This window comes from Mycolicibacterium alvei (genome assembly GCF_010727325.1).
Classification (GTDB): Bacteria; Actinomycetota; Actinomycetes; order Mycobacteriales; family Mycobacteriaceae; genus Mycobacterium; species Mycobacterium alvei.
In genome coordinates this window covers 4,557,184-4,579,849 of sequence record NZ_AP022565.1, presented here as the reverse complement: position 1 = coordinate 4,579,849, position 22,666 = coordinate 4,557,184, and the positions used below count along the sequence as shown (strand labels likewise).

Here is a 22,666-nt window from a genome sequence, read left to right as displayed (position 1 = left end):
TCGCCCATAGGTGCGGGCAGCCGCTGGTGCGCCTGGGCCACTGTGCGCTCCGCCACACCCTTGGAGGGTGCCGCACGGTCCGGCGTCATCCGCCCGCGATACAGAACGCGTTGCCCGCCGGGTCTGCCAGTACGACCCAGTTGAACTCTTCGCCGAAGTTGTGCCTGCCGGTTTCGGTGGCGCCCAGGCCCACCAGTCGGGCCACCTCGGCTTCCATGTCCGCGGCGTGAAAGTCGAGGTGCACCCGGTTCTTGCCGGGTGTCGGGTCCGGCACCCGCTGAAAACCCAGATTGGGTCCTCCGTCCCGCTGTACGAGCACGAATTCACCTGGGGCATAGGCATTTACCGAACCGCTGACGGCCTGCGCCCACCAATCGGCGAGCGTGTCGGGATCTGCGCAGTCGAACGTGATCATTTCCACCGAGAGTGTCATGGCGGCGACCCTAGATCAGGCCGGGGACAGGAATCCCCGACTGGGCCCCATGATCCGACGTCGAGCCGATAGGTTGACGGCCGAATTCGCCCGAGTCCAGCAAAGTGCACCACACGGCGGGGCAGGCTCGATAGCATCGCGTCGGCTGCGGCCTGGCCCGCGGCCAGTCAACTCCGAAAGGAAAGCCATGCACACAGCAACGAAACGAACTGTCTCCGTCACCGCTGCGATCCTCGGATTTGCCCTCATCGGCTCGGGCTGCCAAGCAGCCAAGGACGCCGGCGAGGGCGCGGCCAGTTCGGCGAGTTCGGTGGTCTCGTCGGTGTCAGCGTCCGTCGCCGCTCCCGACACCACCACCGCAGGTGAGGCTCCACAGGAGGGAGCCTCGACTGAGAAAACCACGATGAAGGGTGCCGACGGCAAGGAGTTCGCCGTTTCCGGCCCCATCCTGGCGAAGTACAACACTCTCGACGAGGCGGCCAAGACCTCCTTGGGCGCGCCGACCGGCGAGCAGCAGAAGAATGAGGACGGCGGCGTCTACCAGCAGTTCGACGGCGGCGTCATCATCCACTCCACCAAGTCCTACGTTGTCTGGGGCAAGATTCGCGACAAGTGGAACGAGCTGGGCGGCTCGCAGGGCGAGCTGGGCTATCCGACCAGCGATGAGACCGTCAACGCCGACGGCAACAAGCAGACCACGTTCGAGCACGGCATCGTGACGTGGAACCCGACGACCGATGAGGTCACCGTCACCAAGCACTGAACCGACTGATCAGGCTGATGAGGCCGGGCCATTCCCGCGGGAATAGCCCGGCCTTCGTCTTACCGGCCGCTGCGGCTCAGGGCTGCGGCGCCAGGAACGCCTGCAGCGCGGCGGAGTACGCCGCCACATCCTTGGCACCCATAAACTCGCGCGCCGAGTGCATGGCCAGTTGGGCCGCGCCCACGTCGACGGTCGGAATTCCGGTCCGCGCCGAAGTCATGGGTCCGATGGTGGATCCACACGGCAGGTCGGCGCGGTGCTCATAGCGTTGCAGCGGCACCCCGGCCTGGTCGCAGGCCAACGCGAACGCCGCCGCGGTCCGCCCGTCGGTGGCGTAACGCAGGTTGGGCTGCACCTTCAGCACGGGCCCGGCGTTGACCGCGATCTGATGTCCCGGCTCGTGGCGGTCCGGGTAATTCGGGTGCGTCGCGTGCGCCATGTCCCCCGACGCCACCATCGACCCGGCCGTCCGGCGCAGGAAGTCCTCCCTGGTGCCGCCCTCGGCGAGCACGATGCGTTCCAACACGGTCGGGAGCAGCTCGGACTGGGCACCGTGATCCGAGGTCGAGCCGACCTCCTCGTGGTCGAACAAGGCCAGCACCGGGACCTGGGTTCCGGCGTCCGCGGCCAGGAACGCCTCCAGCCCGGCATAGCAGGTGGCCTGGTTGTCCAATCGCGGTGCGCTGACGAACTCGCCCCCGACTCCGGTGACCGCCGACGGCGTCAGGTCATGGGTCATCAGATCAAAACCGAGCACCCCATCCGGTTGGACCCCGGCCCGCTCGGCGACGAATCCGACGAACGAACGTGGGTCCTCCCCCAGGCCCCACACCGCGTTGACGTGGCGCTGGGGGTCGGGGCTGACGCCCGTGCGGTCCTCGGACAGGTGGATGGCCAGCTGCGGCACCCGCAGGATCGGATCGTCGACCCGCACCAGCACGTGCTCGATCGCGTTGCCGCGACGCACCGACAGCCGACCGCTGATCCCCAGGTCGCGGTCCAGCCAGGAGTTCAGCCAGGCCCCTCCGTACGGCGCGAGTGCGACCACCTGCCAACCCGCGACGACACGGTCCGGGTGCTGTTTGACCCGGAGATTGGGGCTGTCGGTGTGACCGCCGACGACCCGGAACGGCGCAGCTGGATCGGCGTCCTCGGCATTCCAGGCGACCAGCGAACCCGCTCGGACCGTGAAGAACTTTCCTTGTGAGCCCGTCCAGCTGTCGGTCTCGGCCAGCTCGGTGTATCCCGCGTCACGCAGGCGTTGCGCTGCGGTGGCGCACACGTGGAACGGAGACGGAGACGCGTCGATGAACTTGCACAGGCCCTGCGCACTAGCTGGCATCTTTTCATCTTGACCGGCGAACGCCCCGCCGGTGTCGGTAGGGTCGGATTGTGCCCGATCCGATCCCTCAGCCGGTGCTGAACCTTCTGACGCGGGCGGCCATCTTCCTGGTACTGACGATCGAGGACGGCGGTGAGGAAACCGTTCACGACGTGCTGCCTGACATTTCGGGCATCGTCCGCTCGATCTGGTTCCGAGATCCGGCCAAGGAGCTGTCGCTCGTGGCCGGTATCGGTTCGGCCGCCTGGGACCGCTTGTTCGCCGGACCTCGTCCGGCCGATCTGCATCCGTTCATCGCTCTGGACGGCGGCCGTCATCAGGCCCCGTCGACCCCGGGCGACGTGTTGTTGCACATCCGCGCCGACACCATGGACGTGTGTTTCGAATTGGCCGACCGGATGCTGCAGGAGTTCGGCAGCGCGGTGACGGTCGTCGACGAGGTGCACGGGTTCCAGTACTTCGACAACCGGGACCTGCTCGGTTTCGTCGACGGCACCGAGAACCCCAACGGGTCCACCGCGGCGGCCGCCGTTCAGATCGGTGCCGAGGATCCCGATTTCACCGGTGCCAGCTACGTGCACATCCAGAAGTACGTGCATGCGATGGCGGACTGGCGTTCGCTGTCGGTCGAGGAACAGCAGCGCGTGATCGGCCGCACCAAGCTCGACGACATCGAAATGTCCGATGACGTCAAACCTTCCAACTCTCACATCGCGCTGAACGTCATCACCGACGACGACGGCAACGAACTGAAGATCGTGCGGCGCAACATGCCGTTCGGTGAGCTCGGCGGTGGCGAATTCGGCACGTACTACATCGGATACTGCGCCGACCCGGCCATCACCGAACGCATGCTGACCAACATGTTCATCGGCGATCCACCCGGTAACACCGACCGCATCCTGGATTTCTCTACCGCGGTGACCGGCGGCATGTTCTTCGTCCCCACTATCGATTTCCTCGATGATCCACCGCCGCTTCCGGTTTCGGTCGAAGAACCCGCGACGGCCAAGCAAGACACCTCCCTGGCGATCGGAAGCCTGAAAGGAATCCCGCAATGAACAACCTGTACCGCGAGCTTGCCCCGATCACCGAGTCCGCCTGGGCCGAGATCGAACTCGAGGCCAGCCGGACCTTCAAACGGCACATCGCCGGACGACGCGTGGTCGATGTCAGCGGGCCCAGCGGTCCGGTCACCGCGGCGGTGAGCACGGGCCACCTGCTCGACGTGAAAGCTCCCGGCGAAGGCGTGGTCGCACACCTCCGCGGCTCCCGCCCGCTGGTGCGTCTGCGCATACCGTTCACGGTGTCGCGCACCGCGATTGACGATGTCGAACGCGGCGCGCAGGATTCCGACTGGGATCCGGTCAAGGAGGCCGCCAAGAAGCTGGCCTTCGTCGAGGACCGGGCGATCTTCGAAGGCTACCCGGCGGCGTCGATCGAGGGCATCCGCAGCTCGAGCTCCAACCAGGCGCTGGCCCTGCCCGATGATGCCCGCGAGATTCCGGACGTGATTGCTCAGGCGCTCTCAGAGCTGCGGCTGGCCGGTGTCGACGGGCCGTACTCGGTGCTGCTCTCGGCCGAGATCTACACCAAGGTCAGCGAGACCACCGCGCACGGTTATCCGATCCGCGAGCACTTGAGCCGGCTGGTCGACGGTGAGATCATCTGGGCACCGGCGATCGACGGTGCATTCGTACTGTCCACCCGCGGTGGCGATTTCGATCTGCAGCTGGGCACCGACGTCTCGATCGGCTACCTGTCCCACGATGCGGAGAGCGTGCAGCTCTATCTGCAGGAGACCCTGACGTTCCTGGCCTACACCGCCGAGGCGTCCGTCGCCCTCACCGCCTAGTCGTCATGCCCCGCAGCGGTTTGCGCACGCTCGCGGTGCGGAGAACTAAACCGAGAGCACCGCGTCCAGCGCGGAGTAGAACAACCCGAGCCCGTCGTCGGACGGACCGGTCAACGCCTCGGTGGCATGTTCGGGGTGCGGCATCAGGCCGACGACGCGACGGTTTTCCGAGCACACGCCGGCGATGCCGCGCATCGAACCGTTGAGGTTCTCGCGGTAGCGGAAGACCACGCGGTCCTCACCCTCGAGTTCGTCGAGTACGGCCTCGGAGGCGACGTACCGACCCTCACCCGACTTCAGCGGGATCAGTAGATCGGCGCCGGCGTCGTACCGGGTCGTCCAGGCGGTGGTGTTGGAGGCGACCTCCAGCCACACGTCGCGGCAGATGAAATGCAGGCCGGCGTTGCGGGTCAGCGCACCCGGCAGCAACCCGGCCTCGCACAACACCTGGAAACCGTTGCAGATGCCGAGGACCGGCATGCCCTTGCCCGCAGCTTCCACGACCGAACCCATGACGGGTGCGAACTTCGCGATCGCCCCGCAGCGCAGGTAGTCCCCGTAGGAGAAGCCGCCGGGGACGACGACCGCGTCGACACCCTTCAGGTCGGCGTCGGCGTGCCAGAGGCTGACCGACTCGGCGCCGGCCAGACGTACCGCACGGGCCGCGTCGACGTCGTCGAGCGTCCCGGGGAAGGTGATCACCCCGACACGGGTGCTCACGAGCCCTCCCGGCTCACGGAAAAGTCCTCGATAACCGTGTTGGCCAGCAGAGATTCAGCGATCTCGGCCAGGGTTTCGTCGGCTACGGAGTCGTCGACTTCGAGCTCGAAACGCTTACCTTGCCGGACGTCCGCGATACCACCATGTCCGAGCCGACCAAGTGCCCCGACGATCGCCTGCCCCTGAGGGTCGAGGATCTCCGCCTTGGGCATGACGTGCACAACCACCTTTGCCACGGCGCACACTCTACCGGCACGACCCTATGTAGGCCGTGCACAGTGGGTCGGCCAGCGCATCGAGCACCTGACGATCGGACGGCGCCGACCATGGAACCTGCTTTGGCGTGCTCGACCACATGGCCAGCTCCACCACGGTGCTGTTGTTCGGATCGGCGAGCAGGTACTGGTGCAGCACGCTGGTGTTGCCGAAGTTCATCGCCGCCACCAGCTGCCCGGGCCGGTCGGTGGTGATCGACGTCCCGACCTGCGGACAGGTCCGCAGCGCACCGCCCGCCCCCTGCACCACCGCGAGCGCGGTCTGACCCCCCTGCCAGGTCTCCCCGCGCCAATGGATCACCTGGACGCGCAGTTGCCAGTGTCCGTCGGGATGGGAGACCTCGGACCGTTCGGCGACGGCGTAGCCGCGCGGGTCACCCGGCACGAGCGGCGACCCACATTGCTCCTCGAAGCGGAAGCGCGGTGCCACGGCGGTCACTGCCAGGCCGGCCAGCCCGGGCCAGTCGTACTCGCGGTCCAGCGGGAGTCTCGAGGTGTCCGCCCACGCCGAACCCGGGATGCGGTCACACAGCGGCGGGCAGGCGGCGCCGGGCTCCGACCACGCCGGAGGGGGCGCTGCGGTCAGCCCGCAGAGCACGGTCGACATTGCCACGATCACCCGCCAGAGCCCCACCGAGCGTCACAATATAGGTATGCAACTCACGCATTTCGGACATTCGTGCCTACTGGCCGGCATTTCGGACACCACTGTGCTGTTCGACCCGGGCACCTTCTCGCACGGTTTCGAAGGCATCACCGGGTTGTCGGCCATCCTGATCACGCACCAGCACCCTGACCACGCCGATGTCACCCGACTGCCCGCGCTCATCGAGGCCAACCCGCAGGCGGCGCTGTATGCCGATCCGCAGACCGCCGCCCAACTGGGCGAGCCGTGGCAGGCGGTGCATCCCGGGGATGCGTTCCGGGTCGGCTCGCTGAATGTGCGCGGGACCGGTGGCAGGCATGCCGTGATCCATCCGGAAATCCCCGTGATCGACAATATTTCATACCTGGTGGGCGACGACGAACATCCGGCCCGGCTCATGCATCCGGGGGATGCGCTGTTCGTCCCCGGCGAACCGGTCGATGTGCTGGCCACGCCGGCGGCCGCACCGTGGATGAAAATCTCTGAGGCCGTGGACTTCCTGCGCGCGGTGGCACCGACGCGGGCGGTGCCGATCCATCAGGGCATCATCGAGCCCAACGCGCGGGGCATCTACTACGGACGGTTGTCCGAGATGACGAAGACCGACTTCCAGGTGCTCACCGAGGAGACCGGCACCGAATTCTGAGCGACTCAGCCGGGCTAGGCGATATCGGCGGCCGCACCCCGCCCGGCCGCGCGGCCGGAGAAGATGCAGCCGCCCAGGAACGTACCTTCCAGGGATCGATAGCCGTGCACGCCACCACCGCCGAATCCGGCCGCCTCGCCCGCCGCATACAGGCCGGCGAACGCGGTGCTGTCCTGCTTGAGCACCCGGGAATCCAGATCGGTTTCCAGCCCTCCCAAGGACTTTCGGGTCAGGATGTGGAGTTTCACCGCGATCATCGGACCCGCCTTCGGGTCGGTGAGCCGATGCGGGGCGACGACGCGACTGAACCGGTCACCGAGGTAGCTGCGGGCCGCCCGGATCGCGGTCACCTGCCCGTCCTTGGTGAACTTGTTGACCACCTCGCGGTCCCGTGCGGTGACCTCGGCCGCCACCGTGGCGTAGTCGAGTTCCAGCACGTCGGGCACGTCGTTCATCGCGGCCACCAGTTCGCGCAACGAGCGGGCGCTGACGAAGTCCACACCGCGGTCGACGAACGCCTGCACCGGCGCCGGTGCACCTGGGCGTATCCGGGTCAGCAGGTCACGCACGCTGCGCGAGGTCAGGTCGGGGTTCTGTTCCTGGCCGGACAGTGCGAATTCCTTGGCGATGATCCTCGCGTTGAGGATGAACCAGGTGTAGTCCTGCCCGGTGCGGCAGATGTGTTCAAGAGTTCCCAGCGTGTCGAAGCCCGGATACAGCGGGCCTGGCAGCCGTTTTCCGTTGGCGTCCAACCACAATGACGACGGCCCCGGCAGGATGCGGATCCCGTGGTCGGGCCAGATCGGATCGTAGTTGGTGATGCCTTCGGTGTAGTGCCACATCCGGTCGCTGTTGATGACGTGCCCGCCGGCGGTCTCGGAGATGCCGATCATGCGGCCGTCGACGTGCGCGGGCACCCCGCTGAGCAGCTGCTCGGGCACCCGGCCCATGCGGGCCGGCCAGTTCTTGCGCACCAGATCGTGATTGCCACCGATGCCGCCGCTGGCCACGATCACGGCCGATGCGCGAAACTCGAACTCTCCGATGATGTTTCGCGATGACGGTGCCCCGCGAGGCGCGTCGGAGGGTTCCAGTACCGAACCCCGGACCCCGACGACGGCGCCTTCGGAGACGATGAGTTCATCGACGCGGTGCCGGTGGGCGAATCGCACCCGGGGCTCGTCGACCAACCGGCGCGCAAAGACATCGACGATCGCCGGGCCGGTCCCCCAGGTGATGTGGAAACGCGGCACCGAATTACCGTGTCCCAGCGCCCCGTAGCCACCCCGCTCGGCCCATCCGACCAACGGGAAGGTCTGCAGCCCCCGGGCCCGCAACCAACTGCGTTTCTCCCCTGCAGCGAAATCGACGTAGGCGTGCGCCCACTCCCGGGGCCAGTGATCCTCGGGTCGGTCGAAACCGGCGGTGCCCAGCCAATCCTGCAGTGCCAACTCCTGGCTGTCGCGGATACCGAGCCTGCGTTGTTCGGGGCTGTCCACGAAGAACAGGCCACCGAAGGACCAGAATGCCTGGCCGCCCAGGTTCGCTGCGTTCTCCTGGTCGACGATCAGGACACGCAGGCCCCGGCCCGGACTCCCCGCTCCGCCGGGGCGGTCCACCAGCTCGCATGCGGCGACCAATCCGGCCAGACCCGCCCCCACGACGATGACATCGGCGTCTGCCATGAGACGCAACACTAGCCCTTGTCAGGCGGCCTCGGTCCGTACCGAGAATCCTCGCCACCGGTAGACGCTGGGCACGCACCGGTGCAGCAAAGCCAGGTCGATCGCGTCGAGCATGGCCTGGCGTGGGCCAGGCCTGCGCAGGTGCCGCGCAGCAACCGCGACCCGCACCGTGCCTTCGCGGCGCGCGGTGCGTTCAGCGGCGAGGACCACGGTCCGGCACCACCACGGCTCGGACAGAAACCCTTCGCCGATACCCACGACCCGCGCTCTCGTCGTGGTCTGACGGACCAGATCAGTGATGCCGTTCAGATCGGCGAGTAGTCGAAAGCCGTTGCGCGGCAATGCAGTCACGGCGCCCTGCGACACGGTCCAGCCGGGCGCGGCGAACAGCCGGGTACGCAGACCCAGGTGTTCGAGCGCCCGGTCGGCACCCATCAACCGCAGGTTGGCCTCATGGGCGGGCAAAGTGGCGAACTCGCCGCGACGCTTCTTGGTCGCGGCCTCGTCGTAGCCGTGGAGCACGATGGCGTCACCGCCGCCGCGGCGACGGGCCAGCCATTCCACCGTGTCGGCATCGCGGTCCAACCGGTAGCCGCCTTTGAGCCGCGGCGCCACCATCATCGAAGCGGGAACGCCCCGGGTGTCGAGCTCGGCGCAGAACGACTCGACGTCGGCCAGCGTGCGATCGCTGATCTGCGAGATCGAGACGATGAGTTGTCCGGTCACGCTGCCAGTGTGGCAACGTCACATGTCGGGACGGTGTCGAACACCCTGACGCTGAGTGTCCATCGGGCTAGAGCCTTCGATCAGCCGGCAGGACCGCTTCGATGGCGGCGATCACCTCGGGTGCATCCGGCTCGACGCGAGGACGGAACCGGTGAGCCACCGTTCCGCCCGGGGCGAGGAGAAACTTCTCGAAGTTCCACTGGATGTCCCCGGCCTCCCCGGCCGCGTCGGCGGCCTGGGTCAGCTCGGTGTAGAGCGGGTGGCGGTCGGCGCCGTTGACATCGGTCTTGGCCAGCAATGGGAACGTCACCCCATAGGTGGACGAGCAGAACGTCTGGATCTCTTCCGCGCTGCCCGGCTCCTGGCCCATGAACTGGTTGCAGGGCACGCCGATGACGGTCAGCCCGCGCGCCGCATAATCCTGCGCAAGCTTCTCCAACGCGCTGTACTGCGGCGTCAGCCCACACTTGGACGCCACGTTGACCACCAGCGCTGCGCCGGTTGCCAACTCGGCCAAAGTCGTCGGTGTGCCGTCGAGAGTGGTCAGCGGGATCTCGTTGAGGCTCATGTGCGCGACGCTACCGGACCTCGTTGTCGAACAGGATCGCGGCCAGACTCTCCACCTTGGCGATCGGGTCGCCCGCGGTGTCGATCGCGGCGTTGAGCCACAACGTCGAGAATCCGTGCACCAGGGACCACGCGGCCAGGGCAGCGCTTTCCGGGTCGGCGGCGGCCTTGGGGTCGGTCAGGGTGGCAATCCCGCGGTTCAGTTCGACTCCGGCGGCCGAGGAGGCCGCAACCAGTTCGGCATCGGTGTCGTCGTAGAGCGACTTGTCGAACATCACCTCGTAGTGGCCGGGGTGGGCGAGGGCGAAGCGTACATAGGCCTTGGCGGCGTCGATGAACTGTGGCCTGGCCTCCCTCAGCGCTGCGGCGAGAAGCTGAAACCCTTCGGCGGCAAGGGCGGTGAACAACCCACGCCGATCGGTGAAGTGGTGCGCAGGGGCCGCGTGTGAGACGCCTGCGGCGCGCGCGAGTTCACGTAGCGCGATGCCGTCGGCGCCGCGTTCGGCCACCAGGGTGGCGGCCTGCGCAAGGATCGCGGCCTTGAGGTCGCCGTGGTGGTAGCCCATGCAGCCCATCCTAATCCCACATCTTGACAGCGACTAGATAGGGCGTAGCGTATTCGATCTAGACACCGACAAGATTGGAGCTTCGATGGTCGTCTTTCTGACCCTGATGCTGGGCAGCGTCGTGGCCCGGGCGATCGGCCTGTCGGGCGTGGACTACCTCGACAGTTGGCCCGAGGCAATAGCGGTCGGCCTGGCCGCAATGTTCGTCCTGACCGGCGTCGCGCACTTCGTGAACCCGTTGCGGCGCGACATGATCGCCATCGTGCCGCCATCGCTGCCCGCACCAACCGCCCTGGTGACGGTCACCGGCGTGCTGGAACTGGCCGGTGCGGCAGGCCTGCTCTACCCGCCCACCCGGGTGGCGGCGGCCGTGTGCCTGTTCCTGCTCATGCTGGCCATGTTCCCGGCCAACGTCTACGCGGCACGGATGCCGAACCCACCGAAGTCGATGGCCTCGCGATTAAGCGTCCGGACCGCCGAAGAGGCTGTCTACCTGGCCGCTGCCGTAGTTGTCGCGGTCGGCGGCAGCTAGCAGCCACGCGTACTGGAACGCCGCTTCCTTCCACCGCTCGTACCGTCCGGACAGACCACCGTGGCCGGCCACCATCTCCGTCTTGAGCAGCACGGGATGGCCGTCGGTCTTGGTATGACGGAGTGCGGCAACCCATTTGGCTGGCTCCACGTAGTACACCCGAGTGTCGTTGAGTGAGGTCATGGCCAGGATCGCCGGATAGTCCTGCGCCGCCACGTTCTCGTAGGGGGTGTAGGCCTTCATGTAGCGGTAGACCTCGGGGTCCTCCAGCGGATTTCCCCACTCGTCCCACTCGGTCACCGTCAGCGGCAACGACGGATCCAGGATGGTCGTCAGCGCATCGACGAACGGTACCTGGGCCAAAATCCCGGCGAACAACTCCGGGGCCATGTTGGCCACCGCACCCATCAACAATCCGCCGGCACTGCCGCCGAGGGCCACCAGATTCTGCGGCCGGGTCACCCCGGCGTCGATGAGATGGCGTGCCGCCGCGATGAAATCGGTGAAGGTGTTGGTCTTCTCCAGCAGCTTGCCGTGCTCGTACCACGGCCGGCCCAGCTCGCCGCCGCCACGCACGTGGGCGATCACAAACACCATGCCGCGGTCCAACAACGACAACCGGGCGATCGAGAACCGCGGATCCTCACACGACTCGTAGGCGCCGTAACCGTAGAGCAGCGCCGGCGCCGGGAACTGCACCCCGGACCGGTGGATGATCGAGACCGGAATCCGTGCCCCGTCGGGGGCGGTCGCCCAATCCCGGCGCTCCACATAGTCTTCCGGCCGATAGCCGCCCAGCACCGGTTGCTCCCGCAGCAGGGTGCGCTCCCCGGTGCCCAGATCCAGGTCATAGATCCGCGCCGGAGTGATGAACGAGGTCGCGCCGATGCGCAACTTCGGGGTGAACCAGTTCGGGTTGCCGCCCATCCCCGCGGCGGTCAACTCGGAATCGAAGGTCAGCTCCTCGCGGGTGCCGTAGCCGTCAGCGGTGAGCGGCCACAGTGCCATCTTCGGCAATGCCTCACTGCGGTAACTGATCACCAGGAAACCGTCGAACGCATCGACGCCGTCCAGCCGCACGTCGGACCGGTGTTCGATCAGGGGGTGGAAGTCACTGGGATCGCTGACCGGAGCGTCGACCAGCGTGAAGTTCTCGGCGCCGTCGTTGTGCAGGATCAGGAACCGGTCCTGGCCTCCGATCACGGCGTGCTCGACGGAGTACTCCACCAGGTCGCGGCGCTCCCAGACGGTGGTGAGCTCGGCGGTCGGGTCATTCGCATCGACATAGCGGACCTCGGTGGTGACCGCGCTACCCGACGCGACGAACAGGTACTTGTCGCTGCGGCTGCGACCGATCGCGACCCAGAACCGTTCGTCGGGTTCGTGATACACCTTCTCGGCGGGCAGGCCAGAGGCCAGCCGGTGCCGCCACACGGTGTCGGGCCTCCAGGCGTCGTCCACTGTGGTGTAGTACAGCGTGCGGCTGTCGGCGGCCCAGGTGCCACCGGCACCGATGCCGGCGATCGTGTCGTCATAGAGCTCGCCGGTGCGTAAATCCTTGAACTTCAAGGTGTATCGCTCGTCGCCCAGAACGTCCACCGAATAGGCCAGGACATCGCCGTCCAGGCTCACCGTGGCCGCGCCGAGCGAGAAGTAATCGTGGCCGTCGGCCTCGACATTCTCGTCGAGCAAGACCTGCTCGCCGGGAATCTCGGCACCCTCATCGAGCTCCGGCGGCGTCCAATCGTCGGGATCACCGATCGGGCACCGACAATGCACCGCGTACTGCTTGCCCTCGAAGCTGCGCGCGTAGTACCACCAGCCGGCCCGGCGCATCGGTACGGAGAGGTCGGTTTCCTTGGTGCGGGCCTTGATCTCGTCGAAGATCTTCTGCCGCAACTGCTCCAGATGCCCGGTGGCGGCCTCGGTGTAAGCGTTCTCGGCCTCCAGGTGCGCGATCACCTCGGGGTTGTCCTTGTCGCGCAACCATTCGTAGGGGTCGATGAACACATCGCCGTGGTGCTCACGGCGATGGTTGCCGCGCTTGGCGGCCGGCGGCGGTACGGACTGTGTCATGCGCCGATCCAATCTTCGAACCGCAGGCCCGAAATACGTTCGTACGCCTCGATGTACCGAGCCCGGGTGGCGGTGACGATCTCCTCGGGCAGCGGTGGCGGCGCGGTGTCGCCGTGCCGGTCCCAACCCGAGTCCGGCCCGGTCAGCCAGTTGCGGACGAACTGCTTGTCGAAGCTGTCCTGAACCACGCCCTGCCGGTAGGTCTCGGCGCGCCAGTACCGCGACGAATCCGGGGTGAACACCTCATCGGCCAGCACCACGGTGCCGTGTTCATCGACGCCGAACTCGAACTTGGTGTCAGCGATGATGATGCCCTTGGTCAACGCATGGTCGGCACCTTGCTGGTAGGTCTGCAGCGTGCGTTCCTTCAGCTGGTTGGCCAACTCCGGGCCGACCAGGTCGATCACCGTGTTGTACGAGATGTTCTCGTCGTGCTCGCCGATGTCGGCTTTGGTGGCCGGGGTGAACAGCGGCTCGTCGAACTTGCTCGCCTCCCCCAGGCCCGCCGGCAGCCCGATACCGCACACCGAACCCGACGCCTGATAGTCGAGCAGGCCCGAACCGGTCAGGTAGCCACGCGCCACACACTCCACCGGCAGCATCTTCAGTCGCTTCACCACCAGCGCGCGGCCCAGCACCTCGGCAGGGATGCGCTCGTCGTCCGGCGGCCCGGCGAGATGGTTGGGCGCGCTGATCAGATCGAAGAAAAACACGCTCATGGCGGTCAGGATCCGGCCCTTGTCCGGGATCTGCGAGTCGAGGATGTAGTCGTAGGCCGAGATCCGATCGGTCGCCACGAACAGCAGGTGCTCGTCGTCGATGCGGTACAACTCACGGACTTTGCCGCTGGCCAGGTGCTGGTAGTCGGACAGAGCAGGGCGCATTGGGCCAGCCTATGTGTTGGGATCGGTCTCATGAGAACGCGGTACCTGCCCTATGCCAGCAGACCCGGCCGCTTGTTGGCCCAGTTGTTCAGCGACGTGGCCGTCATCACCTGGACCGCGGTGTGGATCTTGGTCGGGATGGCCGTGCATTCGGCGGTGTCGACCATCGCCGAGGTCGGCAGGCAGGTCGAGAGCGGCGCCAACGGGGTTGCTGACAATCTGGGCTCCGCCGGTGACAGCACTGACAGCGTTCCCCTGGTGGGCGACACCCTGAGTAAGCCGTTGCGCGCTGCCAGCGAGGCCGCCCTCGACATCGCAGGCGCCGGCCACAACCTCAACAGCACGGCCAGTTGGCTGGCGTGGGTGCTCGCCCTGGCGGTGGCCGCCGCACCGATCCTGTTCGTGGCGATGCCCTGGCTGTATCTGCGGGTGCGATTCTTCCGGCGCAAGTGGACCGCGATCACCCTGGCCTCGACGGCCGCCGGGGAACAGCTGCTCGCGCTGCGGGCGCTGGCCAACCGGCCGCTGGCCAAGCTGACCGCGGTGTCCGATGACCCCGTCGGAGCGTGGCGCAGTCAGGACCAGCAGGCGATTCGCGGCCTGGCCGCCCTGGAACTGCGTTCTGCCGGCATGCGTCTGCGCCGCATCGAGTGATTTCGGCGCGTTTGGTAACGCCCAGCGTTACTGAACGCACCCGAATCGCAGGGTGGGGAACCGTTTGACGGTCGCACCACGTCCAAATGGCGTGATCGATGATTATCTGCGTGAACACGACGGGGTCATCACGCTTGCCCAAGCGAAACAGGCCGGGCTGAGCAGGCAGGCGGTCTACCGCAGAGTCCGTTCCGGGAAATGGCTGCGCTGCTCCCCAGGGGTGTACTTCGCGGACGATCGGCCGTTCACCGACTCAGCCCGGGTCAGGGCTGCGGTGTGGTCGGCGGGGTCCAATGCGACGGCGAGCGGGCTGGCCGCTGCATGGTGGCACGAGGTGACGAAGTATCCGCCGGACACCGTCGAGGTCACCATCCCGCGCACGGGCCATCACCCACCGCGGCATGGCATTCGTCTGCGCCGGCGTGACCTCGATCCGCACGACATCGTGGAACGCCGGGGCCTGCGGGTGACGGCACTGCCGCTGACCGTTGTCGAAGCTGCCGCCCGCCGCGGTGGCGGCGCCAAACTCATGGACTCCGCGTTGCAGCGCCACACCGAACTGCGTGACCTGTGGCGGGTGCATCTGCGCAACAAGGGCCGACACGGTTCACCGGCTGCCCGCCGCTTGCTGATCGCGGCAGCCGACGGGGCCCGTTCGGAAGCCGAGCGGCTGCTGATCAAACTGCTGAAGGAAGCCGGAATTACCGGGTGGAGGGCCAACTACCGCCTGGGCCGATGGGTGATCGACGTGGCCTTTCCTGCCTACAAAATCGCGATCGAGACCGACGGCTGGGCATTTCACAGCGACCATGAGGACTTTCAGAAAGACCGGGTCAAGCAGAACGAGATCGCGCTGATGGGCTGGCAGGTGCTGCGATTCACCTGGCTGGATCTCACCGAATACCCGCAGCGGGTGATCGCCGAGATCCGCTTCGCTATGGAGTGCCGTTCAGGCGCCGCAGCCAGCTTCCGAACGGGTGCCGCACGGTGACCGACCCCATCCGTACGCGCCCGCGCACGATGAGGTGCAGTTGGTCGGAGGGCGGGTTGGTGCGCACCTTGACCGTGGTGCTGCCAGCGATCGCGTTGACGCTGTTGAGATCGGCGGTGGCCGCGGCGGGCACGATGAGCTCGGTCGCACTGCAGTAGTCGTCGATGACGATCTCCACCACGGGCCCGGGCAGGACCGCAGACGCGAAGTCCAGGGTCGTGCTGCACAACCGCGTGTTGAGGTGCAGGGCCGGCGCCACCTTCCACTGTCCACGCCGCACGATCGAGGACATCCAGCCGCGCAACTCCTCGGGCGCTGCCGCGGGCAGGTGCGACGGCGGGATCGCCGCGGGCAGGGCCATCGGCAGGTCCGCGACCACTGCGCCCAACTCGCCACGCGTACGAGCTGCCAGTGCGGCGTCATAGCGTTCGCTGAACTCGTCGAGCGTGATCATGCCCTCGGCTACCGCACGCTCGAGCAGGTGTCCTACTTCCGCACGGTCGGCGTCGGAGACTCGGAGATGGTCATCGTGGCCTGAGTCCATGGCCCGAGGTTAGGCGAACGATGCGTCGGACCACCACGCCTACCACCAGCACCCACGCCACGCACGCGATCCAGAAGAACACATGCGAGACCACAATCAATGCATTCCAACCGGTTTCGACCGTCAAGCCGTATGCGGTCACCGAGTACATGCCCAGCGGGAATACCGCGGGCCAGTCGAGCATCTGGCGCCAACTGGTGACCGCCAAGGGCAGGATCTGCACGCTGGCTACGACGAACGTCACGACGGTGAGGACGCGTACCACATCGGCGACCGGGCCCGGAGAAAGCGCTACGTAGATGTGCTCGCCGGCCAGGGTTGCGATGGCGGCGCCACCCATCAGGATCCAGTGGTCGGGTGGGACGTTGCGCCGCACCTCCGAATCATCCAGCGCCCGCCACGCGATGAGCAACGTCATCACGCCGTACAGGCACAGGGCGATGCCCCAGAAAACGAACCCCCAGAACATGATTCCCTCAGCGACGAAGACGAGCGATAGACCGGATGTCCCGACGCTGGCCAGCTCCCAGGTGCCACGTGCGCGATCCCGCAGGCCGATCGGGCCCAGCCGGCGCATCCGCACCAGCAGCATCGGGATCAACGTTGTCCAGCCGGCGAGGCCCAGCGCCCCCAGGATCCACAGCACCGGCCGATACTCGGCGAATCGGGCGGCCACCACAGCGCATGCCGCCACGTAGGTGAACAATCCGACGATCGTGTCGATGCTCCGCAGATCGAAAGATCGCCGGCGGATCGCCGCCAGGTACATGAGCATCGGCAGTCCGAGTGCCGCGAGCATCGCCAGGGGCCAACTGATGACGCCGTAGCCGTGCTGCGCGGCGGCGATCGAGACGATGCCGGTCGCCATCACCGCGGCAAACGCCTCGGGTTTCACGCCCCGAGCTCCACCACCAAATGGCGGATACCGGTGTGGCGGTTGCTGCGGGTCCACTCGACTGGCGCGACCAACCGGGCGCTGCCGAAGCGCGCCAGCAGCTCCTCGAACAACACCCGTAGTTCCAGCCGGGCCAGGTTGGCACCCAGGCAGTAGTGGATGCCGAAGCCGAATCCCAAGTGCGGATTGGGTTTACGAGTGATGTCGAACACGTCTGCCCGCTCGAACACCAGCGAATCCCGGTTCGCCGAGCCCTCCCAGACCTGCACCTTCTGCCCGGGCTCGATGTCGCAACCACCCAAGGACACTGCCCGGGTTGCGGTGCGCCGCTTGGACGGAGACGGCGAGGTCCAGCGCACCATCTCCTCGATCGCCGTGGGTAGTTCCCCCAGGTCCTCGCGCAACAACGCCATCTGCGAAGGGTTTTCGATCAGCGCCAGCAACCCGCCCGCCACCGAGTTACGGGTGGTCTCGGCGCCCGCACTGAACAGCAGGCTGAAGAACAGGTACAGCTCGAGGTCCGACAGGGCCGCCGCTTCGTCATCACGAAAGGCGTTGGCCACCACAGACAGCATGTCGTCGGTCGGCTCGGACCGCTTTGCCGCAATCAACTCGGCGCCGTAGGTGTACATCCGCGAGCCGGCCTCTTCGGCCGACATCTGCGCCATCGCCGCCGACCGCGAACCACCGAAGTCAAACTGGGGCTCGATCGCGTGGAACAGCCAATGTCGTTCGGATTCAGGAATTCCCAACAGGATGCAGATCATCTGCATGGGCAGTTCGGCGGCCACGTCGATCAGGAAATCGAACGGCTCGCCCACCACCACCTCGTCGAGCAACCGGCGCGTCCGTGCCCGTAGGTCGTCTTCCACCCGCCGGATCATCCGCGGGGTCAGCCCGGAGCTGACCAGCCGGCGGATCTCGGCGTGTCGCGGGTCGTCCATCATGTTGAGCACCTGCCCGGCGATGGCCAGGTCCTGCAGCAGCGTGCCGCCGTAGGGCCGCGAGCCGCCGGTCACCGAGGAGTAGGTCTCCGCGTCCCGCAGTACCGCAAGGGTTTCGGCGTGGGTGGCCACCGACCAGAAGCCCTCACCGTCGGGAGTATGTTCCGTCGGCGGGTGCCAGTACACCGGGGCCTCGCGCCGGTGCGCAGCGAACAACCCGTGCGGGAAACCGGCGGCGAAATTGTCCAGATCGGTGAGGTCGGCCACCAACGTCACAATATGGCGCCCGAGGTGTACTTGGCGGCCTCGGGGTAGCGGCTGACCAGGTCGTCGACGGCTGCGACCACCCCGTCGACCTGGGCCCCGGCCGCTCCGGTGAAAGCCTGCTTGTCGGCCAACGCGGTCTCCAGGGCAACGCGGTCCAGCGGCAGTCGCGGGTCGGCGGCGAGCCGGTCCAGCAGGTCGGGCTCCAGCCCGCGCTCACGCATGTCCAGTGCGACGGCGACGGCGTGCTCCTTGATCACCTCGTGCGCGGTTTCGCGGCCCACCCCGGCGCGCACCGCGGCGATCAGGATGCGGGTGGTGGCCAGGAACGGCAGGTAGCGGTCCAGCTCGCGCTGAATCACCGCCGGGTAGGCACCGAACTCGTCGAGCACGGTCAGGAACGTCTCGGTCTGCCCGTCGACAGCGAAGAACCCGTCGGGCAGGGCGACGCGTCGTACCACCGAGCAGAACACGTCGCCCTCGTTCCACTGCGCGCCGGCCAGTTCAGCGGCCATCGACGCGTAGCCGCGCAACACCACCTGTAGACCGTTGACCCGCTCGCACGAGCGAGTGTTCATCTTGTGCGGCATGGCCGACGACCCGACCTGGCCGGGCGCGAAACCCTCGGTGACCAGTTCGTGGCCGGCCATCAGCCGGATCGTGTGCGCCAACGACGACGGCCCGGCACCGACCTGCACCAGTGCCGAGAGCACGTCGTGGTCGAGCGAGCGCGGGTATACCTGCCCAACGCTGGTGAAAACGTCTGTGAATCCCAGGAACTCGGCAACCCGGCGCTCCAGTTCGGCCAGCTTTTCGGTGTCCCCGTCGAACAGGTCGAGCATGTCCTGGGCGGTGCCCATCGGCCCCTTGATGCCGCGCAACGGGTATCGGTCGATCAGCTCACGCAGCCGGGTCAGGGCCAGCAGCGTCTCTTCGGCGGCCGAGGCGAACCGCTTGCCCAGCGTGGTGGCCTGGGCGGCCACATTGTGCGACCGGCCCGCCATGACGACGTCGCGGTAGACGACGGAGCGCTCGGCCAGCCGGGCCACCACTGCGATGCCGTGGGCGAACACCAGTTCCAGGGAACTGCGGATCTGCAGTTGCTCGACGTTCTCGGTGAGGTCGCGGCTCGTCATGCCCTTGTGCACGTGCTCGTGACCGGCCAGCGCATTGAACTCCTCGATGCGCGCCTTCACGTCGTGGCGGGTAACCCGCTCACGGGCCGCGATGGAGGCGAGGTCGACGTTCTCCAGGACCCGCTCGTAGTCGTCGATCACGCCGTCGGGCACCGGGACACCCAGCTCGGCCTGCGCACGCAGCACGGCGAGCCAGAGTCGGCGTTCGGCGACGATCTTGGCCTCCGGCGACCAGATCGCGACCATTTCGTCGCTGGCGTAGCGGTTGGCCAGAACATTCGGGATCGTCACGAACACACAGCTTACGGCCCGGGCCGGGGTACCAATGAGACAGTGGACGGATGTACTTCGTCGGACTCGACCTCGCGTGGGGCGAGAAGAATCAGACGGGTGTCGCTGTCGTCGACTCCAGTGGCCGCGTTCTTCACGTCGGTGTGGCGCAGGACGACGACGATATCGGGGCTGCGATCGAGCCCTACATCGGCGGCGACTGCCTGGTTGCCATCGATGCGCCCCTCATCGTGAAGAACCCGACCGGCCACCGGCCGTGCGAGCGGGATCTCAACCGGGACTTCCAGCGGTTCGACGCCGGGGCGCGCCCGGCCTTCACCGAGCGGCCCGAGTTCAAGCATCCGCGTGGTGCGCGTATCGCGTCGGCGCTTGGCCTCGACATGGATCCGTCGTCGTCGTCGAACCGGCGGGCCATCGAGGTCTACCCACACCCGGCGAGCGTCGTGCTGTTCGGGCTCGACAAGACCCTGAAGTACAAGCGCGGCGCGTTCGACGACCGGCAACGCGAACTGCTCAGGTTGATGACGTTCATCGAGGAACTCGACACAGCGACGCCGCGCCTGCGGGCGAACCGCAGTGTCAGCTGGGTGGAACTGCGCAAGCGGATCGAGGCCGCCACCCGGCCGGGCCAACTCGACCGCGACGAGGATCCCGTCGACGCCCTGCTCTGCGCCTATATCGCCCTGTACTGGTACCACCGGCCCGAGGACGTGACGATCTACGGCGACTTCGCCTCGGGCTACATCCTCACCCCGTCCCTGCCCCCCGACCGGCTCCCCCGGTCACGGCCGGCACCGGTGCGACAGGCGGCGCCCTCGACCGCGGTGGCCGAGTACGCTTCCCGGCGCCCGGACCTGGTGGCCGTCACCGAGCAGTACCTCAAGCTGGTCACCGGACTGCTCGACGACGCGGGGATCAACTACCTGAGCATCACCGCCCGTACCAAGAGCATCGATTCGTTCGCCGCGAAGGCCCACCGGCGCGCCGCCGACGGCACCCCGCTGTACAGCGATCCGTTGGTGGAGATCACCGATCAGGTGGGCCTGCGCGTCATCACCTACCTGCGTGCGGATGTCGACGCGGTGGCCAACCTGCTGGCCGAGGAGATGCGGCTGCTCGATGACCAGGACATGGGTCTGCACACCGCCCGTCAGGGCCGGTGGGGGTATGCGAGCCGGCATCTGCTGTTCGGGGTCGGGGGCGAACAGTATCCGGCGTCCATCCAGGTCCGTACCGTGCTGCAGCACGCGTGGGCGGAGTTCGAACATGACGTGCGGTACAAGGGCTCGGTACCGGCCGAGCATGTCAGCGAGCTGGACCGCCGGTTCACTTTGGCGGCGGGGCTTCTGGAATTGGCCGACCGCGAGTTCACCGAGATCCGGGAACGGCTGCGGCTGACCATGACCGAAGGGGAAGAGGACCCCAAGTTCGCCGCGCCCTCTTCGGACTCCCGCATCGCCACCCCGGTGCTGGCCACCTATCTGGGCAACCGTTTCGCCGACGCCGGCTGGTCGCGGACCGACCACTACGGCTGGATCTCGGGGCTGCTGCTCGAACTCGGCATCACCTCGCTGGAAGCGCTGACGGGCTTGCTGGATTCGGTGGACACCGACGAGATCAACCGGCTGATGGGCTACCGATACCCGCCGGGCGCGGTGCGCCGCCTCGATGACGCGTTGTTGGCCGTGTTCGATGACCGCTACCTCGGTCTCGACGGCAATGCACACCGGGTCGCGTTGCTGCAGAACCGGATTGCGAAGCTGCGCACCGAATCCTAAGGTGCGTCGCCGAGGTGGGTGGGGTCGGTGATGCCGGTCCCGCGGATGCCGAGCTGCCGGTTGATCATCATGGTGATGCCGAACAGTACGACGCCGGTGGCGACGAGTGCCAGGGCCAGAATGTACTGCTCCGACGGCCGTCCCGAGGTGGGCAGCACCAGGTACAGAGACGCGATGAAGCCGATGACGGGCAGCGCGGTCGGGGTCTTGAAGTGGCCGCCCGCTTTCTGGACATCGCGCCGCAGCACCAGTACTGCCACGTTGACCACCGAGAAGACCGCGAGCAGCAGCAGCGACGTGGTGCCGCCGAGGATCGCGACGGTGTCCCCGCTCGCGAACGCCGACACGTAGAAGATGAGTCCGAACGCGATGAGCGTGGTGAAGATGATTGCCACCCAAGGCGTATGGCGCTTCGGATGCACCACACCGAACATCGGCGGTAACACATGTTGGCGGGCCATGCCGTAGATCAACCGACTGGCCATCAGCATGTTGATCAATGCGGTGTTGGACACCGCGAACATCGAGATGATCGGCAGGATATTCGAGAACGGGAGCCCCGGCGCGGCGGTTTCCATCACCTTCACCAGAGGGGACGAGTCGGACTCGGCAAGTATTCCGACCGGCACCAGTGCGACCGCGATGACAGCCACGACGACATAGACGACGCCGGCGATACCCAGGCCGGTCAACAACACCTTGGGGAAGATCCGCACCGGGTCCTTGGTCTCCTCGGCCATGTTGACCGAGTCCTCGAATCCGACCATCGCGAAGAACGCCAGCGACGTCGCTGCGGTGACGGCGATGAAGGCGTTCTTCTCGCCTGAGGTGTCGAAGGCTACGACGCGGGAGAAGTCGACGTCGACCCCGCTGACGATGGCCCACAGTCCCACCACGATCACGATCACCAGGCCGGTGATCTCGATGAACGTCAGAACCACGTTCAGCTTGACACTTTCGCTGACCCCTCGCAGATTCACCGCGGCGATCAGTGCCATGAACAGCAGAGCCAGCGCGACAGTTCCCAGCCGCTGCCAGCTGAAAATATGGTCGAGGTTGATCTCGATCGCATCGAAGAAGCTGATCGCGAAGAACCTCGAAGCCGTTGAGGCCGAGGTGATTCCGGAGCACATCACAATGAAGGCCACCAGGAACGTGATGAACTGGACACCAAAGGCCTTGTGCGCGTAAAGCGCTGCGCCGGCCGCCTGTGGATACTTGGTGACCAGCTCCAGATAGCTGAATGCGGTGATGGTGGCGATCACGAACGCCACGAGGAAGGGAAGCCAGGCGGCGCCGCCGACTTCCTTGGCAACCTGCCCCGTCAATGCGTATACCCCGGTGCCGAGAATGTCGCCGACGACGAACAGCAGTAACAGTCCGGGCCCCATCACCCGCTTGAGCTGTGGCTGCGCCGCGGTTGCGGGTTGCGACATTCCCCCTCCTTCACCGG

Annotated in this window: 24 protein-coding genes; 8 read left to right on the top strand and 16 right to left on the bottom strand. The window is 66.7% G+C overall.

All coding sequences use genetic code 11. From position 1 onward, the window contains the following. Window positions 1–85: 85 nt before the first annotated feature. Window positions 86–433, bottom strand: a complete 348-nt coding sequence (locus G6N44_RS21750; protein WP_163667501.1) for a VOC family protein — start codon at window positions 431–433, stop codon at window positions 86–88. Between the two features lie 187 nt (window positions 434–620). On the opposite strand from G6N44_RS21750, the gene G6N44_RS29195 reads away from it, so the two are divergent. Beyond that, window positions 621–1,196, top strand: a complete 576-nt coding sequence (locus G6N44_RS29195; RefSeq protein ID WP_179964429.1) for an LGFP repeat-containing protein — start codon at window positions 621–623, stop codon at window positions 1,194–1,196. Window positions 1,197–1,272: 76 nt separating this feature from the next. Here G6N44_RS29195 and G6N44_RS21740 read toward each other — a convergent pair whose 3' ends face one another. Continuing rightward, complete coding sequence (locus tag G6N44_RS21740) at window positions 1,273–2,538, bottom strand: M18 family aminopeptidase (protein WP_163667498.1); 1,266 nt, start codon at window positions 2,536–2,538, stop codon at window positions 1,273–1,275. A gap of 50 nt (window positions 2,539–2,588) precedes the next feature. Between G6N44_RS21740 and G6N44_RS21735 the strand changes: the two genes are divergently transcribed. Together G6N44_RS21735 and G6N44_RS21730 are read left to right on the top strand one after the other, a co-directional pair. Continuing rightward, window positions 2,589–3,599, top strand: coding sequence for a Dyp-type peroxidase (locus G6N44_RS21735; RefSeq protein WP_163667496.1), 1,011 nt, complete (start codon window positions 2,589–2,591; stop codon window positions 3,597–3,599). Beyond that, window positions 3,596–4,393 carry a family 1 encapsulin nanocompartment shell protein gene (locus G6N44_RS21730; protein WP_163667494.1) on the top strand — a complete coding sequence of 266 codons (798 nt, stop codon included), beginning with the start codon at window positions 3,596–3,598 and terminating at the stop codon, window positions 4,391–4,393. The genes G6N44_RS21735 and G6N44_RS21730 overlap by 4 nt, the downstream gene beginning before the upstream one ends. A gap of 45 nt (window positions 4,394–4,438) precedes the next feature. Here the strand turns inward: G6N44_RS21730 and purQ are convergent, their stop codons facing one another. Genes purQ through G6N44_RS21715 form a run of 3 tightly spaced genes read right to left on the bottom strand, consistent with a single transcriptional unit; the run spans window position 4,439 to window position 5,995 of the window. Beyond that, entirely contained in the window at window positions 4,439–5,113 is a 675-nt protein-coding gene (purQ, locus tag G6N44_RS21725; RefSeq protein ID WP_163667491.1) for a phosphoribosylformylglycinamidine synthase subunit PurQ, read from the bottom strand. Then, window positions 5,110–5,349 carry a phosphoribosylformylglycinamidine synthase subunit PurS gene (purS, locus tag G6N44_RS21720; RefSeq protein ID WP_163667488.1) on the bottom strand — a complete coding sequence of 80 codons (240 nt, stop codon included), beginning with the start codon at window positions 5,347–5,349 and terminating at the stop codon, window positions 5,110–5,112. Before purS ends, purQ begins: the two co-directional genes overlap by 4 nt. Window positions 5,350–5,359: 10 nt before the next feature. Further along, the gene (locus G6N44_RS21715) at window positions 5,360–5,995 is read right to left on the bottom strand and encodes an ATPase (protein ID WP_276039343.1); all 636 of its coding nucleotides are present in this window, start codon (window positions 5,993–5,995) and stop codon (window positions 5,360–5,362) included. Between the two features lie 46 nt (window positions 5,996–6,041). Between G6N44_RS21715 and G6N44_RS21710 the strand changes: the two genes are divergently transcribed. Next, window positions 6,042–6,680, top strand: coding sequence for an MBL fold metallo-hydrolase (locus tag G6N44_RS21710; protein ID WP_163667485.1), 639 nt, complete (start codon window positions 6,042–6,044; stop codon window positions 6,678–6,680). A gap of 14 nt (window positions 6,681–6,694) precedes the next feature. Here the strand turns inward: G6N44_RS21710 and G6N44_RS21705 are convergent, their stop codons facing one another. The 4 genes from G6N44_RS21705 to G6N44_RS21690 form a co-directional block, all read right to left on the bottom strand. Further along, complete coding sequence (locus G6N44_RS21705; RefSeq protein ID WP_163667482.1) at window positions 6,695–8,365, bottom strand: FAD-binding dehydrogenase; 1,671 nt, start codon at window positions 8,363–8,365, stop codon at window positions 6,695–6,697. A gap of 21 nt (window positions 8,366–8,386) precedes the next feature. Beyond that, the gene (locus G6N44_RS21700) at window positions 8,387–9,091 is read right to left on the bottom strand and encodes a DUF2334 domain-containing protein (protein WP_163667479.1); all 705 of its coding nucleotides are present in this window, start codon (window positions 9,089–9,091) and stop codon (window positions 8,387–8,389) included. Between the two features lie 67 nt (window positions 9,092–9,158). Beyond that, complete coding sequence (locus G6N44_RS21695; RefSeq protein ID WP_163667476.1) at window positions 9,159–9,659, bottom strand: glutathione peroxidase; 501 nt, start codon at window positions 9,657–9,659, stop codon at window positions 9,159–9,161. 10 nt (window positions 9,660–9,669) lie between these two features. Continuing rightward, the gene (locus G6N44_RS21690) at window positions 9,670–10,224 is read right to left on the bottom strand and encodes a TetR/AcrR family transcriptional regulator (protein WP_163667473.1); all 555 of its coding nucleotides are present in this window, start codon (window positions 10,222–10,224) and stop codon (window positions 9,670–9,672) included. An 85-nt stretch (window positions 10,225–10,309) separates the two neighbouring features. Between G6N44_RS21690 and G6N44_RS21685 the strand changes: the two genes are divergently transcribed. Next, on the top strand, window positions 10,310–10,756 hold the full coding sequence (locus G6N44_RS21685; RefSeq protein ID WP_163667471.1) for a DoxX family protein: 447 nt from the start codon (window positions 10,310–10,312) through the stop codon (window positions 10,754–10,756). Here the strand turns inward: G6N44_RS21685 and G6N44_RS21680 are convergent. Together G6N44_RS21680 and G6N44_RS21675 are read right to left on the bottom strand one after the other, a co-directional pair. Further along, window positions 10,685–12,832, bottom strand: coding sequence for a S9 family peptidase (locus G6N44_RS21680; protein WP_163667468.1), 2,148 nt, complete (start codon window positions 12,830–12,832; stop codon window positions 10,685–10,687). The two genes, G6N44_RS21685 and G6N44_RS21680, sit on opposite strands and share 72 nt — an antisense overlap. Continuing rightward, the gene (locus G6N44_RS21675; RefSeq protein WP_163667466.1) at window positions 12,829–13,716 is read right to left on the bottom strand and encodes a phosphoribosylaminoimidazolesuccinocarboxamide synthase; all 888 of its coding nucleotides are present in this window, start codon (window positions 13,714–13,716) and stop codon (window positions 12,829–12,831) included. The genes G6N44_RS21680 and G6N44_RS21675 overlap by 4 nt, the downstream gene beginning before the upstream one ends. 30 nt (window positions 13,717–13,746) lie before the next feature. Here G6N44_RS21675 and G6N44_RS21670 point away from each other — a divergent pair, with 30 nt between their 5' ends. Beyond that, window positions 13,747–14,370, top strand: a complete 624-nt coding sequence (locus tag G6N44_RS21670; protein WP_163667463.1) for a hypothetical protein — start codon at window positions 13,747–13,749, stop codon at window positions 14,368–14,370. A gap of 91 nt (window positions 14,371–14,461) precedes the next feature. Further along, window positions 14,462–15,361 (top strand): type IV toxin-antitoxin system AbiEi family antitoxin domain-containing protein, encoded by a 900-nt coding sequence (locus tag G6N44_RS21665; RefSeq protein ID WP_163667460.1) that lies wholly within the window; start codon window positions 14,462–14,464, stop codon window positions 15,359–15,361. On the opposite strand, the gene G6N44_RS21660 is transcribed toward G6N44_RS21665, so the two are convergent. The 4 genes from G6N44_RS21660 to purB are packed head-to-tail and all read right to left on the bottom strand — an operon-like array spanning window position 15,306 to window position 19,435. Further along, window positions 15,306–15,905 carry a DUF1707 SHOCT-like domain-containing protein gene (locus G6N44_RS21660; RefSeq protein ID WP_163667457.1) on the bottom strand — a complete coding sequence of 200 codons (600 nt, stop codon included), beginning with the start codon at window positions 15,903–15,905 and terminating at the stop codon, window positions 15,306–15,308. The two genes, G6N44_RS21665 and G6N44_RS21660, sit on opposite strands and share 56 nt — an antisense overlap. Then, complete coding sequence (locus G6N44_RS21655; protein WP_179964428.1) at window positions 15,886–16,800, bottom strand: tellurite resistance/C4-dicarboxylate transporter family protein; 915 nt, start codon at window positions 16,798–16,800, stop codon at window positions 15,886–15,888. The genes G6N44_RS21660 and G6N44_RS21655 overlap by 20 nt, the downstream gene beginning before the upstream one ends. Next, the gene (locus G6N44_RS21650; protein WP_163670234.1) at window positions 16,797–18,014 is read right to left on the bottom strand and encodes a cytochrome P450; all 1,218 of its coding nucleotides are present in this window, start codon (window positions 18,012–18,014) and stop codon (window positions 16,797–16,799) included. Before G6N44_RS21650 ends, G6N44_RS21655 begins: the two co-directional genes overlap by 4 nt. A gap of 2 nt (window positions 18,015–18,016) precedes the next feature. Then, on the bottom strand, window positions 18,017–19,435 hold the full coding sequence (gene purB, locus G6N44_RS21645) for an adenylosuccinate lyase (RefSeq protein ID WP_163667451.1): 1,419 nt from the start codon (window positions 19,433–19,435) through the stop codon (window positions 18,017–18,019). A gap of 50 nt (window positions 19,436–19,485) precedes the next feature. Here purB and relZ point away from each other — a divergent pair, with 50 nt between their 5' ends. Further along, a complete protein-coding gene (relZ, locus tag G6N44_RS21640; RefSeq protein WP_163667448.1) occupies window positions 19,486–21,213 on the top strand; it encodes a bifunctional ribonuclease/(p)ppGpp synthase in 1,728 nt (575 codons plus the stop codon). Here relZ and G6N44_RS21635 read toward each other — a convergent pair. Then, window positions 21,210–22,649 carry an APC family permease gene (locus G6N44_RS21635; RefSeq protein WP_163667446.1) on the bottom strand — a complete coding sequence of 480 codons (1,440 nt, stop codon included), beginning with the start codon at window positions 22,647–22,649 and terminating at the stop codon, window positions 21,210–21,212. The genes relZ and G6N44_RS21635 overlap by 4 nt on opposite strands. Window positions 22,650–22,666 lie beyond the last annotated feature (17 nt).